This window comes from Mycobacterium gallinarum (genome assembly GCF_010726765.1).
GTDB classification, from domain to species: Bacteria; Actinomycetota; Actinomycetes; order Mycobacteriales; family Mycobacteriaceae; genus Mycobacterium; species Mycobacterium gallinarum.
Window position 1 is genome coordinate 1,906,984 of sequence record NZ_AP022601.1, and the last position, 13,975, is coordinate 1,920,958.

General features: G+C 66.9%; 13 protein-coding genes. 6 read left to right on the forward strand and 7 right to left on the reverse strand.

Going from position 1 to position 13,975, the window contains the following annotated elements:
- Nucleotides 1-16: 16 nt before the first annotated feature.
- The 3 genes from lysX (at nucleotide 17) to G6N42_RS09495 (ending at nucleotide 4,046) form a co-directional block, all read left to right on the forward strand.
- Entirely contained in the window at nucleotides 17-3,349 is a 3,333-nt protein-coding gene (gene lysX, locus G6N42_RS09485) for a bifunctional lysylphosphatidylglycerol synthetase/lysine--tRNA ligase LysX (RefSeq protein ID WP_163728949.1), read from the forward strand.
- A 104-nt stretch (nucleotides 3,350-3,453) separates the two neighbouring features.
- Nucleotides 3,454-3,681 (forward strand): hypothetical protein, encoded by a 228-nt coding sequence (locus G6N42_RS09490; protein WP_163724389.1) that lies wholly within the window; start codon nucleotides 3,454-3,456, stop codon nucleotides 3,679-3,681.
- Nucleotides 3,681-4,046, forward strand: a complete 366-nt coding sequence (locus G6N42_RS09495) for a hemophore-related protein (RefSeq protein WP_163728952.1) — start codon at nucleotides 3,681-3,683, stop codon at nucleotides 4,044-4,046. Before G6N42_RS09490 ends, G6N42_RS09495 begins: the two co-directional genes overlap by 1 nt.
- On the opposite strand, the gene G6N42_RS09500 is transcribed toward G6N42_RS09495, so the two are convergent.
- Nucleotides 4,040-5,203 carry a sensor histidine kinase gene (locus tag G6N42_RS09500; RefSeq protein WP_163728955.1) on the reverse strand — a complete coding sequence of 388 codons (1,164 nt, stop codon included), beginning with the start codon at nucleotides 5,201-5,203 and terminating at the stop codon, nucleotides 4,040-4,042. The two genes, G6N42_RS09495 and G6N42_RS09500, sit on opposite strands and share 7 nt — an antisense overlap.
- Nucleotides 5,200-5,856 carry a response regulator transcription factor gene (locus G6N42_RS09505; protein WP_163728957.1) on the reverse strand — a complete coding sequence of 219 codons (657 nt, stop codon included), beginning with the start codon at nucleotides 5,854-5,856 and terminating at the stop codon, nucleotides 5,200-5,202. Before G6N42_RS09505 ends, G6N42_RS09500 begins: the two co-directional genes overlap by 4 nt.
- A 99-nt stretch (nucleotides 5,857-5,955) precedes the next feature.
- Here G6N42_RS09505 and G6N42_RS09510 point away from each other — a divergent pair, with 99 nt between their 5' ends.
- Nucleotides 5,956-7,305 (forward strand): alpha/beta hydrolase, encoded by a 1,350-nt coding sequence (locus G6N42_RS09510; RefSeq protein WP_232076113.1) that lies wholly within the window; start codon nucleotides 5,956-5,958, stop codon nucleotides 7,303-7,305.
- A gap of 17 nt (nucleotides 7,306-7,322) precedes the next feature.
- The gene (locus tag G6N42_RS09515) at nucleotides 7,323-7,664 is read left to right on the forward strand and encodes a hypothetical protein (RefSeq protein WP_163728963.1); all 342 of its coding nucleotides are present in this window, start codon (nucleotides 7,323-7,325) and stop codon (nucleotides 7,662-7,664) included.
- Here G6N42_RS09515 and G6N42_RS09520 read toward each other — a convergent pair.
- Nucleotides 7,658-8,746: a hypothetical protein gene (locus tag G6N42_RS09520; RefSeq protein ID WP_174262046.1), complete on the reverse strand. Its 1,089-nt coding sequence runs from the start codon at nucleotides 8,744-8,746 to the stop codon at nucleotides 7,658-7,660. The genes G6N42_RS09515 and G6N42_RS09520 overlap by 7 nt on opposite strands.
- Nucleotides 8,743-10,053 (reverse strand): hypothetical protein, encoded by a 1,311-nt coding sequence (locus G6N42_RS09525; RefSeq protein ID WP_163728966.1) that lies wholly within the window; start codon nucleotides 10,051-10,053, stop codon nucleotides 8,743-8,745. The genes G6N42_RS09520 and G6N42_RS09525 overlap by 4 nt, the downstream gene beginning before the upstream one ends.
- A gap of 72 nt (nucleotides 10,054-10,125) precedes the next feature.
- Here G6N42_RS09525 and G6N42_RS09530 point away from each other — a divergent pair, with 72 nt between their 5' ends.
- Entirely contained in the window at nucleotides 10,126-10,587 is a 462-nt protein-coding gene (locus tag G6N42_RS09530) for a hypothetical protein (protein WP_163728970.1), read from the forward strand.
- On the opposite strand, the gene G6N42_RS09535 is transcribed toward G6N42_RS09530, so the two are convergent.
- The 3 genes from G6N42_RS09535 to G6N42_RS09545 all read right to left on the reverse strand — a co-directional run bounded on the left by G6N42_RS09535 (nucleotide 10,588) and on the right by G6N42_RS09545 (nucleotide 13,975).
- On the reverse strand, nucleotides 10,588-11,823 hold the full coding sequence (locus G6N42_RS09535) for a CHAT domain-containing protein (RefSeq protein WP_163728973.1): 1,236 nt from the start codon (nucleotides 11,821-11,823) through the stop codon (nucleotides 10,588-10,590).
- Nucleotides 11,805-13,427, reverse strand: a complete 1,623-nt coding sequence (locus tag G6N42_RS09540; RefSeq protein WP_163728976.1) for a hypothetical protein — start codon at nucleotides 13,425-13,427, stop codon at nucleotides 11,805-11,807. Before G6N42_RS09540 ends, G6N42_RS09535 begins: the two co-directional genes overlap by 19 nt.
- A 62-nt stretch (nucleotides 13,428-13,489) precedes the next feature.
- The gene (locus G6N42_RS09545; RefSeq protein ID WP_163728979.1) at nucleotides 13,490-13,975 is read right to left on the reverse strand and encodes a lipoprotein LpqH; all 486 of its coding nucleotides are present in this window, start codon (nucleotides 13,973-13,975) and stop codon (nucleotides 13,490-13,492) included.

A 13,975-nucleotide genomic window follows, 5' to 3' on the forward strand; every position in this document is an offset into this window, starting at 1 on the left:
AATATCCTCGCGCCTTATGACCGTCACTAGCCCGGCCGGCTCAGCGAACATTGCGAAAGCCCGCCGCACCTCCGCGTTCAGGTGGGTGCCTGCCGCGGCCGGCTGGACCGTCGGCATCATCGCCACACTGTCGCTTCTCGCGAGCGTCTCGCCGTTTTTCCGGTCGCTCATCAAGGTGCCCCGCGAGTTCGTCAACGACTACATCTTCAACTTCCCCGACACCAGCTTCGCGTGGGCGTTCGTGCTGGCGCTGCTGGCCGCGGCACTGGCGGCGCGGAAGAGCATCGCGTGGTGGATCCTCGTCGGCTACATGGTCGCCGCGGTCGGCTGGAACATCGGCGACATCGTCTCCGGCGGAGAATCGTGGCTGCAGGAGACCGGCGAGTTCATCGGTCTCGCCTTCCACGTCGCCGCCATCGCCTTCCTTGTCTTGGCGCGCAAGGAGTTCTGGGCCAAGGTGCGCCGGGGTGCGCTGATCAAAGCGGCGGCAACGCTGGTCGCCGGATTGGTTGTCGGCACCCTGATCGGCTGGGGCCTGCTCGAGCTCTTCCCCGGAAGCCTGGCCCGTGAGGACCGCTTCTTCTACGCGCTCAACCGCGTGGGCGCCTTTGCGGGCGCCAGCGCTGACTCGTTCAGCGGTCACCCGCACGTGTTCATCAACGCGCTGCTCGGGCTGTTCGGTGCACTGGCGCTGATGGTCGCGGCGATCGTGTTGTTCCAGTCGCAGCGCGCGGAGAACGCACTCACCGGTGAAGACGAGTCCGCGATCCGCGGACTGCTCGAGTTGTATGGCAAGAACGACTCATTGGGTTACTTCGCGACGCGCCGCGACAAGGCCGTGGTGTTCGCGCCGACTGGCCGCGCCGCCATCACCTACCGCGTGGAGGTCGGCGTCTGTCTCGCGAGCGGCGACCCGGTCGGCGACCCCAAAGCCTGGCCCCAGGCGATCGAGGCGTGGCTGCGGTTGTGCCAGGCCTACGGCTGGGCGCCCGGGGTGATGGGCGCGAGTTCGACTGGAGCCGAGGCGTTCCGCGCGGCCGGCCTCAACGCCCTGCAGTTGGGCGACGAGGCGATTCTGCATCCGGACAGCTTCCGCTTGTCGGGCCCCGACATGCGCGCGGTGCGGCAGGCGGTGACCCGCGCGCGGCGCGCCGGTGCCTCGGTGCGGATCCGCAGACATCGTGATCTCGACGCCGACGAGATGGCCGAGGTGGTCGAGCGGGCCGACACCTGGCGCGATACCGACGATGAGCGCGGGTTCTCCATGGCGTTGGGCCGGCTGGGCGACCCGGCCGACGGCGACTGCCTACTCGTGGAGGCGGTTCAGCCCGGGGCCGGCGGTGAACAGGTCGTCGCGATGCTCTCCCTGGTGCCGTGGGGCGCCAATGGGGCCTCGCTGGACCTCATGCGCCGGTCTCCGCAATCCCCCAACGGCACCATCGAGCTCATGGTCAGCGAGCTGTGCATGCAGGCCGAAGGCATTGGGGTGACGCGTGTTTCGCTGAACTTCGCGATGTTCCGCTCGGCATTCGAGCAAGGCGCCCAGCTGGGCGCGGGCCCGGTCGCACGGCTGTGGCGGGCGCTGCTGGTGTTCTTCTCCCGCTGGTGGCAGCTGGAGACGCTGTACCGCTCGAACATGAAGTATCAGCCCGAGTGGGTGCCGCGGTATGCCTGCTACGAGGACGCGCGGCTGGTCCCCCGCGTCGGCGTGGCTTCGGTGATCGCAGAAGGCTTCCTGGTGCTGCCGTTCTCCCGACGCCACGATCAGCCGCACACCGGCCACCACATCGCGGTGCCGCAGAGCATCATCGACCGCGGTCTGTTGCACCACGACGGCACCGCCCCCGACGCCGACGAACTGGAAGTCGGGTTGGACGAGGAGGAACAGTCCCGGTTGCCCGAACAGGTCCGGGTCCGGATGGCCAAGCTCAAGACATTGCAGGACAACGGCGTCGACGCGTACCCGGTCGGTGAGCAACCCAGCCACACGATCCTTGCCGCGCTCGAATCCGAGGGTGCGAGCACACTGACCGTCGCGGGCCGCGTACTGCGCATCCGCGACTACGGCGGCGTGCTGTTCGCGCAACTGCGCGACTGGTCGGGGGAAGTGCAACTGCTGCTTGACAACTCGCAGCTGAATGACGGAACGACGGCCGATTTCACGCATGCCATCGATCTGGGCGACCTGATCCAGGTGACGGGCACGATGGGTTACAGCAAGAAGGGCACGCGGTCGCTGATCGTGCTCAACTGGCGGTTGATCGGTAAATGCCTACGTCCACTGCCCGACAAATGGAAAGGGCTGACCGACCAAGAGGCGCGGGTGCGCGCCCGCTACGTCGACCTGGCCATCAACACCGAGGCCCGCGACCTGATTCGGGCGCGCAGCGGTGTTCTGCACGCGATCCGCGAAAACCTCATCAGCAAGGGGTTTTTGGAGGTCGAGACACCGATACTTCAACAGATTCACGGCGGCGCCAACGCCAGGCCGTTCCTGACGCACATCAACGCCTATGACCTCGATCTGTATCTGCGGATCGCTCCCGAGCTCTACCTCAAGCGTCTGTGCGTGGGCGGTGTCGAGCGCGTCTTCGAGTTGGGCCGGGCATTCCGCAACGAGGGCGTCGACTTCAGCCACAATCCGGAGTTCACGCTGCTGGAGGCCTATCAGGCGCACGCCGACTACAACGTGTGGATCGACGGCTGCCGAGAGTTGATCCAGAACGCCGCGCAGGCCGCCAACGGAGCGCAGGTCTTCCTGCGTCCCCGCGACGACGGCACACTGGAACCCGTTGACATTTCAGGTGAGTGGACGGTCAAGACCGTGCACGAGGCGGTGTCGGAGGCGCTGGGCGAACAGATCGGGCCCGAGACGGACCTGACGACGCTACGCAGGCTGTGCGACGGCGCGAGGATCCCCTATTTGACCCACTGGGACTCCGGTGCGGTGGTGCTCGAACTGTACGAGCACCTCGTCGAGGACCGCACCGAAGCGCCCACGTTCTACAAGGACTTCCCCACGTCGGTGTCGCCGCTGACGAGGCCGCACCGCAGCATTCCCGGCGTGGCAGAACGGTGGGACCTGGTGGCGTGGGGTGTCGAATTGGGCACTGCGTACAGCGAGTTGACCGATCCCGTCGAGCAGCGGCGCCGACTGCAGGAACAGTCGCTGCTGGCCTCGGGCGGTGACCCCGAGGCCATGGAACTCGACGAGGACTTCCTGCAGGCGATGGAATACGCGATGCCGCCGACCGGTGGCCTCGGCATGGGTGTGGACCGCGTCGTCATGCTGATCACCGGCCGCAGCATCCGCGAAACGCTGCCGTTCCCCTTGGCCAAACCGCGTTAGTCGGCGCGCGACTCAGCTCCTAACGCCAGCCCAACAGCCGAATTGATCAACTGTTCTCGGGTCGGAAAATCGCGCAGCCGCGCGCCAAACTGATTGGAGAACAGATGATCCCACGTAGAGCAGCAGGCAGCCTCGCCACGGTGGCCGTACTGGCATGTGCGCCTCTTCTTTTCGGCACGGCTACCGCCACCGCAGATCCCGGAATCGGCTGGGGTGCACCAGGCCCCGGCATCCTGCCCGGACCGGGACTGGGAGGCTTCGGCGGACCGGCCTCCGGACTCGGACTGCTACCCGGACTTGGCTTCGGAGCACCAGGACCGGGGGTGTTCTGATGCCACGCGTGATTCTCGGCGTCCTCGGGCTAGCGGGGGCCATATCGCTGATGACGGCGGCGCCTGCTTCGGCGCAGCCCGTCGGTCCGCTCATCGAAACCACTTGTAGCTACGCGCAGATCGAGGCGGCCCTGCAGGTCGAGGCACCCGAGGCGTCGGGACGGCTTGCCGAACGCCCCGATGCGCAGGCGAAGATCCAGGAACTCCTGGCGCTGCCGATCGACCAACGACGGCAGCGGGTGAAGTCCTTCATGGACCGCAATCCAGATGTGGCGTCGATGATTGCGCAGAAGCGCAATACGCCCGAGGGACAGGACAAGCTGATGAAGATGCAGCGCGTCGCTGACACGTGTCACAACTATTGATCGCTCGAGCCGACGAACGTGACGGTGAGCCCGCCATCCGGGCGGGCCACCGCACGGACCTCACCGCCGTGCGCGGTGGCGATCGACCGCACGATCGACAGGCCCAGTCCGGCCCCTCGACTCGTCGGGCCGTCGTTCGAGGTTCGGTCATTGACGCCCAAACGATGAAAGGGCTCGAATATCCCGTTGACTGCCGACTGCGGGATCACCGATCCCGAGTTTTCGACCGACAGCCGGCATACTCCGTCACCGTTCGACACCGACACGACCGCCCACCCTGCTTCAGCGCGGTTGTACCGGATCGCATTGTCGATCAGGTTCCCCACCAAGCGCTCCAGCAGATCCGGATCACCGGTGATATACGAAGGAGTGAGCCTCGTGGTGATCTCGACGCCCGCCTCCGTAGCGGCGGCTTCCGACAGGGCGACCGCGCGGCGTGCGATGTCGGCGAGATCGACCCGCACGCGGCGGGCGAGCTGTTGCTGACTGCTCGCCAGCACCAGCAGGCCGTCGATCAGCCGCTCATGACGGCGATTGACGTCAAGCAACGTAGCTCCCAGTCGGCGCGTCGACTCGGGGGCGTCGGGGTCGTCGATGGCAACCTCGATCAGGGTGCGGTTGATCGTCAGCGGGGTCTTCAGTTCGTGAGACGCGTTGGCGACGAAGCGGCGTTGACCGTCGAAAGCATGATCCAGGCGCTCCAGCATCGCGTCGAACGTGTCTGCGAGGTCTTTGATCTCGTCATCGGGCCCGTCTAGCCCAATCCGCTCGTGCAGGCTGCGATCCGCCACTCGCCTTGCTGTGGTGGTGATCTGATGCAGTGGCTGCAGTGCGCGACCGGCCAGCAGCCAGCCGAATCCGCCCGCAGCCAAGCCGACGACACCCAACGACACGAAGGACCATGTCAGCATTCCGCGTTTGATGTCCTCGCGTTGTTGTTCCGCCTGCGCAACGAAGGCGGACACCAGATTCTCGGCGACAGGACGCTCCCGGAGCCCGCGTTCGGCCAGAAACTGCTTGACCAAAGTCTGTGCACCGGCGCCAGGGCGACGGTCCATCGACTGGTCCAGGTAGAAGTACATCAGCGCGATCAGCACCGCTCCTGCGATGAAGAAAGCCGTCGCGTACAGCACTGTGAGGCGCACCCTGATGGTCATGGGATGCGATACCCCACGCCGGCCTCGGTTTCGATCACGTGCGGCTCGCCAAGTTTTCGGCGCACCATCATGATCGTGTAGCGGACGACGCCGGTGAACGGATCGATGTGTTCGTCCCACGCTTTTTCCAACAGATGCTCGGCAGACACCACGCCTCCCTCAGCGCGCAACAACTCAGCTAGCACCGCAAACTCCTTGGGCGTCAACGAAATCGGTCTCTCCCCGCGCGACACTGTGCGCCGATGAGGATCTAGTCGGATACCGCCACGTTCCAGCACCGGAGAGACCGCGGGCCGCGACCGCCGACACAGGGCATGGACGCGCGCCACGAGTTCGGCGAACGCGAAGGGTTTCGTGAGGTAGTCGTCGGCGCCAAGCTGCAGGCCACTGACTCGCTCAGCGACGGCCGTGGCCGCCGTCAGCATCAGGATTCTGGCCGTCGCGCCCGAATCGGTCAGTTGAGCACATACGAAATCGCCGGAGACGGTCGGAAGATCACGATCCAACACGATGACGTCATAATCGTTGACTGCCGCCCGCTCGAGAGCGGCGTCTCCGTCGTAGGCCACATCCACGGCGATCGCGTGGCGGCGCAGCCCAGCCGCGATGGCGTCGGCCAGCAGCTGCTCATCCTCGACAACCAGAACGCGCATACCAATATGGTGCACGTCAGACGCGTTAGGTCCCTGTTAGGTGCATGCCCGCAGCTTGCTCACAGCGGAGCACAAGGATTGGCAGTCACTCTTGTGGCCGTGACGCTCCGCGACCTGCTGCGCCACCATTCGTCGCTGCTGCACGGCTGGATTCCGATCACGGTCCAGGTCCTGGCCGGCATCGCGCTGGTGGCGGCCATCTACTGGGGTATCCGACGTTGGCGATACGTATGGGTGCCGTGGGCGGTGCTGTGCGGGGTGGCCCTGACCGCGGCCGCCTACTGGTATGTCGAATCAGAAGGCCTCGCGGGCAATCCCGCACCCGCCGGGCTCTGGGTGTGGATCGGGCTGACGGGAACCGCGGCGGGCGTCCTGGTGGCCGGCTGGCGCGGAGCGCAGTGGTGGCGGCGTGCGGTGGCGGCCTCCGCGGTGCCGCTGTGCCTGCTGTGTGCCGCGTTCTCACTCAACCTGTGGACCGGGTACTTCCCCACCGTCCAAACAGCGTGGAATCAGCTCACCGCGGGTCCGCTGCCTGACCAGACAGATCAGGTGACCGTCCTGGCGTTGCAGCACCGCCACCAGATTCCCGCGAAAGGCACCGTGGTAGCGGTGCAGATCGGAGACGGGGCGTCAGGGTTCAAACATCGCGACGAACTCGTCTATCTGCCTCCGGCCTGGTACGCCACCGACCCTCCGCCACCCATGCCGACGATCATGATGATCGGCGGCGAGTTCAACACCCCCGCCGACTGGGTACGAATCGGGAACGCGGTGACCGTCGCGGACAACTTTGCAGCGGCCCACGGCGGGAATGCGCCGGTGCTCGTATTCGTCGACGCCGGCGGCACATTCAACAACGACACCGAGTGCGTCAACGGCAGCCGTGGCAATGTCGCCGACCACCTCACCAAAGACGTTGTCCCGTTTATGGTTTCGAAGTTCGGCGTGAGCGCCCACCGGGACAACTGGGGCGTGGTGGGCTGGTCGATGGGCGGCACGTGCGCCGTCGACCTGGCTGTCATGCATCCCGACATGTTCGGCGCATTCGAGGACATCGCCGGCGACATCGCGCCCAACTCGGGGACGAAAGACGAGACCATCTCACGGCTGTTCGGCGGCAACGCCGCGGCCTATGCGTCCTTCGATCCCACCACCGTCATCACGCGACACGGCCGCTACGACGGTGTGGCCGGCTGGTTCGCCGTCAACAGCGAAGCGGCCCCTGCGCAGAGTTCGGCCGCGAACTCGCTGTGCTCACTAGGCGACGCCAACGGGATCAGCTGCGCGGTCGTCGTGCAACCCGGTAAGCACGACTGGCCCTTCGCATCACAGGCCTTCGCGACCGCACTGCCCTGGATGGCCGGTCAACTCCTCACCCCCGCCGCTCCCCATGTGCCGTTGCCCGCACCACCCCCACCTCCGCCGATCGTTCAGGTGGCCGCGAGGTAGCGGGTAGCGTGGACCGCATGCCGGACGAACCAGCCCGAGAGCCGGAAGTGATCGTCGATCCCGTCATCGAGCCCACTGTCGAGCCCGATCCGGCGCCCGCGGCCACCCCCGCGACGAGCACCCCGCCGGCCCCCGCCGAACCCGAGGACACGGGCTATACCGCGGGCGGTGTCCCGACGTTCGATTCGGTGCGCGAGAAGATCGAGACCCGCTACGGCACGGCGATCGGCGCCGCGGAACTCGATGCCGAAACTCCGGAGGGCCGCACTGTCGAGGAGCAGTACGAAGCGCGCCAGCGTGCTGCGGCCGAACGGCTCGCGCAGATCCGTGAATCCATGCGCAAACCCGAGTCTCAGTAGTCGGATTCGGCGGCCAGGACCTCGGCGAGGTAGGCGTCGTCGGCCGGTGAGGCCAACCGCGACCGCGCGAAGTCCCGAATCCGCTCGCGCGTCTGCGCCGACTCCCCGCCGCCGGCGCCGACCGTCAGCGTGGTAACGCGCCAATCATGGTCCCACGCCGACGATTCCGCTATCGACTGCTGATCGGGGCCCACGACGGGGAACGACGCACGCCCGTCGGCCCCGAGCGCTCCGTCACCTCCGAAAGCACCGGAGCGCAGTCGGACCGGCACGCCGTTGGGCGAGCCCAGTCCCGACAACTCCACGCGGACAGTTGCCGTTACAGCGTCGTCGGCAGACTCGACGCTCCAACTAACGGTGTTCTCGGCCGCGTCGAACACACCGGCGGGAACAGCTGACCAGTGCACTGAGCCGGCACCCGTTGCAACAGTCGCCGTCGTTGTCCGTCCACCATCCCCGCCCGCAGCCAGTGCGTAATCGTCCCTGCGACCGGATCGCACAGACGTGTCGAAGACGATGCCCACCTCGTCGGCGAGGTCGGTGCACTTCTCCACCAGCTCGACGACGCGCGGATCACCTTCTTGGACATGGGCGTTGAGCGCGGCGACGTGCGGCCGCAACACCTCGGCAACATCCGAGTCGAAGGTGTCGTCGGAGAAGAAGTCCTCCGCGGCGACCGTGAGTATCGCGATCTCCGCATCCAGCAACGCCGCATCGAGCGCCGCGATCCCATCACGCTGGCTCGCCGGCCACCACCGTCGCAACCAATGGCCGAACGCCAACCGCCGCAACAGGTCCAGCGAGCCCGGCAACACATTCACCCCCGCCAGGTCCACCGCCCGCGCATCGTCGGGTGGAGCGTGATCGACTGTGGACGCGACGGCGCGATGCCCGTCCTCGCCCACCACGCGCCACAACCAGTCCGCCCTGGCGGGATCGGTGAACGTGATCTGCGGATCAGCGGACGGATCGTCGACGGTCCACGACAGCACCGCGCCACTGACCTCGAGTACGGCGTGCACCGGAGAAGGTGCGGCGGAGGGTCCCGTACTCCACAGCCCGGAATCGGACATCAACTTCATCCGGCCACCTGCAATTCCAGCATCGTCTTGATGCGCTGCCGGTGGTCGAGACTCACCGACCGCGCGACGCCTTCCAACAGTGCGCGGACGTCGTCGACATCGGAACAGGGTTCCTGCCAGACGTCGCGGCCGTGCAGGCGCGCCCACAGCCGGCTCAGATACGGTCGGGCGAACGCCGCGAGGTCGTCGATCACCTGTTGCTGGCGAGGGTGGATCGGCCCGCTGTCGGCGAGATAGCGACGCGCGTGCAGCACGTACGCCTCCTTGCGCAGCCGTGCCTGGATCTGACGGGCGAGGTCATACCGGGTCTCCGCGGTTTCCGACAGCGGCGCCAGGTCGACGGCGACCTCGATGCCGGCGACCAGCGTCGCCTGCTTGTCCTCGGCCATCAGCCCCCATGGCGCGCAGCACCGGTCGACCTCTTCCTCGCACAGCATCGGAACGTCTGGCAATTCTTCGCGATCCATCGCACGGCGAAGGGTCGCGCGTACCCGGTCGATCACCGACCGATTGAGCGGCCGCTCGCCGTCGGACCCACCGATGACCTCCGGCGGACCCTGCGGTTCCGCAGAGCTCAGGCCGAGCGCGACGATCGACCACGGCAGCTGTGACCCGCGTTCATGCGCGGCGGCACCGAGGTTGTACGGCGTGACATCGGCGATCAGCGCCTGCCACACCCGCTGCCGCGCCGCCGAGGCGCCGTGCGAATCGGCCGGGCCCAGCACCGTGGTCAACCCGGACAGGAAGGGCCCGGTGATCTGGTTCCCGGGCCGAACGTCTTTCCAGCTTGAGCGCAGCTGTTCCGACAGTTCCGAGATGACGAGATGGTCCGACGAATAGGTGTTCAGCACTTCGATCGCGGTGCGGTCGCGGTCGTCATGGATCTGACGCAGCACCGATTCGGCCTCACCGGAATCAGCTTGGGCGGGAGCACCTTTCGTCACCGCAAGCTCGAAGCACACGGGGAAATACAACTCTTGGGCGTTCCCACTGGTGATCCGCAGCCGACGGCGCTCACGCTTGAGCAGCTCGAACCATGCTGCCGCCGCACGCATCTGGGCGGCCTGGCCGACGATCGCGTCGTGCATGGCCTCGGCGACGTCGGCGGCCACGAACGGCGCCGAGAACTGGGTGTTGGAGCGCAACCGCAGCACCAACGGGTCGATGATCCGCTTCACCGTGCGCCGCAACGGGCCACCGTCGTCACCGCTGAGCACCTCCACGCCGGGCCCGATCGCGCGCCACGCGCGGTCGATCACCGCGCGCCGCGGATGGGCGACGGCGATGGCCGTCTCAGCAGTGCTCATAGCAACAGGATAAGAGTCGGGTACGCGGCAAAGTTGGGTTCGGTAGCCGATGGGGTGTCAGAGCCTGGTGGCATGTCCGGCGCGTATTCGATCGCATTAGTCATGTTCCTGCTCGTCGCCACGGCCTTGGCCTACCTGATTCCCGACCGCGACGAGGTCGTCGCGCCTGAGAGCGGCGAAGCCGGCGAGCGCCTTGCCACCGCCGACGACATGGTGGCCATTCGAGCCGAGTTCGACCGCATGCTGGTCGCGAAGGGCCTGGTCACCAATGGTCAGATCGATCTGATCCGGCACGGCACCAAGTCCCGCGCGGTGGTCACCGGCATGCGAACCACCGGCCGCGCCCGAGAGGATTTCCGCGAAGTCGAGCTCGACGTGATGGTGCATCGGCCCGGCGGCGGGCAGTTCGCTGCTCACGAGAAGGCACTCATTCCCGAATCGGCCATCACGAAGGTCTCGCCTGGCAGCTTCGTCGACACGTACTACCGCTCCGACGACGAGTCCGCGGTCGCCGTCTGTGTGTCGCCGGCCTGATCACCGGGCACCGTCGACCGCGAAAGTCGCCAACGCGGCCCAGTACAGCGGGCTCGCGGTCACGTCACCGTCGGTCCAGCGGCGCATCCGTTCCCGTTGCCAGCCGTTGACCGCACGCCCGGCATCCTGAGCCTCGTGCGCGCGGTCGACGGCGAGGATCGCGTCAGACATCGGGTCGGCGTCATTCGTCGGTGCGAAAAGCCGGTATCCCGCGGCCGTCGGCAGCGACCACAGGGTGGCCGTCACCAGCTCCGCGCCGCCGAGGATCATCGCCGCGACCAGCCCAGTCGCCTCGTCGAACCGATAGTCACCGCCGGACGCACAGGCCAGCAGGCCGACGCGTGGCGGAACAGGAAGCCTCAGCGCCATGAGATCCGATGCGGTGAGCGGTCGTTCGTCGGCCAGGTGAAGCGCGGCCCGGTCGGCATGTCCGACGTCACCATCGGCCGCGGTCGCATGACCGACATACAGGAGGCGACTGGGCTCGCGCGCCAGCAGATCCTCGAGCCAGGCACGGCCCGCATCGGCGCGCCGGAACAGGTCGACCGATGACGCCACCTCGGGGAGGACCTTCCGGCCTTGCATCAGCTCACCGAAATGCTTGGCCAACAGCGTATCTGGTGATGGACGCCCGAGTACGGACCCCAACGGTGAGTCCGGCCGCTGACCGGGCACCCGGGGATCGAGCACCAGCAGCGGCGGTCTGCCCTGCCTACCGCCCCAGCCGGCGGGTTCGCGCGATGAGTGCACGATGTTCGGCGGCGCCGCCATCAGGACGTCGACCAGCTCGATGACCCGGTGACCGTCATCACCGGGCATCGCGACAAGACCCCACGGGACTCGGGCCAGCCGCGCGCTGGGTGACACGAACAACGCGGCCCGGGGCGAGGAGACGAAGTCGAGCAGCAATTGCCAGGCCTCATGCGCGAACAGCTGGGCGCCGAGTGTGCGGGCGATCGCCAATTCGGTTGCGGGCGAAGCGAACGCACCCTTGGTGATTGCGCGTTCGAGGGCGTCGCGTCGGGTCTCGGTGTCGATCGGATCCGGCAACGCGGCGGCCAATTCGTCAAGCGCGGCCTGTAACGCGGCCTCCTCGATCACCCATGTCACGGTCCTCGTTGGGTCCCCTACGACGCGTAGGCTCACATACGTGGCGATTCCGACGTCGGCGAATCGCAGGACAAGCGTGGCGGTTTCGACCTGGGATTCCCCTGGGGTCACGGCCACGTCGCCCATGTCGCGCCGGCGGCGGTCACGTCGCGGCCGTACCTTTCGCGCGCAAGGCTGCGATACCGCGTCAATATCTGACCTGAGGTCGGGTCCATCTGCAGCGCAGGCAACGGACCCAGCCGCGTCAGCCCCGCACCTGCAACAGACAGCGACTCACCCGCCGCAACCAACGCGTACTCGTCGATGGTCTCCAGCGGCACCATGGCGGTGGCGGTGCCCGTCAACTCAACGGTCTCCCCGTCCGGCTCGGCACTGAATGTCCCTCGCGCACTGTGATATTCGACCAACTGGCTGACGAGGTCGGTATTGCCCCACTCCCAGGCGACGGCGAACGCCCCGGCAAGCATGCGGGCCGACACGTGGGTGGCCCAGCGCATGCGCGCGTCGGCATCGGTGATCAGGTGGCGTACCGAGTCGACCGCGAGGGCGGCGGGCACCTTCAGTTCGGCGGCCTTTTCGAGCTTGGCCGCCGCGTTCTCCGGGTCGGCCAATGCGTCCGCGCGCCAGATGCTGCCGATGTGGTCATGCAGGCGGGCGTACTGCAGCCAGCTGTGCCGCGGCCATGAATCCAGGAGTTCGCGCGCCTCTTCGGTCCGCGCCCGGGCCGCATCGAAGTCGCCCCGGAAGATGTCAACCCAGCTGCGCTGCAGCAGAATGCGGTGGATGTGCAGTGGCTTCTCGATTTCGCGCCAGTGTCGCTCGGCGTAGCCGAACCGCTCGTCGGCGTCGTCGAGCTCATGGATGGACAGCGCGATCAGGCCGAAGTAAAGCCAGCACCGCGAGACATCGTGGGCCCGCAACCCTTCGGCGATCGCCGGATACGACGCGTGCGCCAAGTCCTGCGCCTTGGCGCGGTCGCCCAAAGCCCAGGCCGCCGTCGCACGTTCGAATTGCGTCCTCGCCGTACCTAATGCCCAATTGCGCGCCTCAGCGCGGGCACCTGCCCGCCGCAGCCACGGTTCGGCCTGCGGCAGCCGACCTGTCTCAATGCAGAACCTGCCGTATGAGGTCGCACCGTTGACGAAGAGGTAATCGTCGAACTCATCGCTGCCGTCAGCACCGTCGATCGCGTCGATCACCTTCTCCCACAGGTGAACCGACTCCACATGCAGATCGTCATCGCAGAGCGCGTTGGCGCACAGGATCTGTGCGAACGTGATGTAGCGGCGGTGTTCGTCGGCGAGTTCCGGGTAGTCGGTCGTGTCCTCGGTCAACACCAGCAGCGCCGCCTCGGCGGCTTCGTGGTCACCGTGCGCGGCCGCCAGACCCGTCTGGAGGAACTGGGCGCGGCGCGAGTACCGGCAGATCATGTGGTCGACGTCGGCGTTCGACATCGTCACCTGTGCAGCCAGATCCGGCCGGTTGCCCGCCCGGACCTCCTGGTAGGTCGCGAGGCATTCGCGGATGCGGCGCACAGACTCGTCGGTCCCCTCATACGCGGTGCGAACGAGATAGAGCTCGCCCAGCTGTGCGTAGACCTCGAGCAGCCAATCGTCGCGGTCGGCCGCCTCGATCGCGGGAACCAGTGACAGCAGCAGGTCTTTGGCCGCCTCCTCTTTGGCGGCCAACGACAACTGGCGTGCCCGCTCGAGGTCGGCCACGATCGTCATTTCTGAATCATAGGAAGCGGCGGACGCCGACGGTACGTCCGCCGCTTCCGGTAGGCGCCCGATCAGGTGCAGTTCACCTTGATGGTGAAGGGCTTGGTGACCATGCCGGCCATCGGATTCGCCATGTCGGCGCCGGTGGCTTCACCGGTGATGGTGTAGGTGCTGCCGTCGACCTTCACCTCGGCCGAGCCGGTCTTCGCGCCCATCGTGTTGGTGACGCCGAGCGCGTTGCCGTCCACCGACATGGCCAGCGACTCCACGGTCGGAGTCGCCTCGTCGGTCATCACGACGGCGAGGCCGGACTGGCCGTTGATCGCCGCGCTGGCGACGTTGATCTTTCCGCCCTGCTTGACGCAGGTCACCGAGTTCAGGTCCAGACCGGACAGGTCACTGCCGCCGACCTTGACCTCGGTCGAGCCGCTCGTGCTCACCTGCGTGTTTCCGGATGCCTCGCTGCTTGGTGCGGCCGACGGCTTGTCGTCCGAACAGCCGACCAGGACGGCCGCGCCCAGACCCAGTGCAACCACACCCGCGACAACTCGATTCAT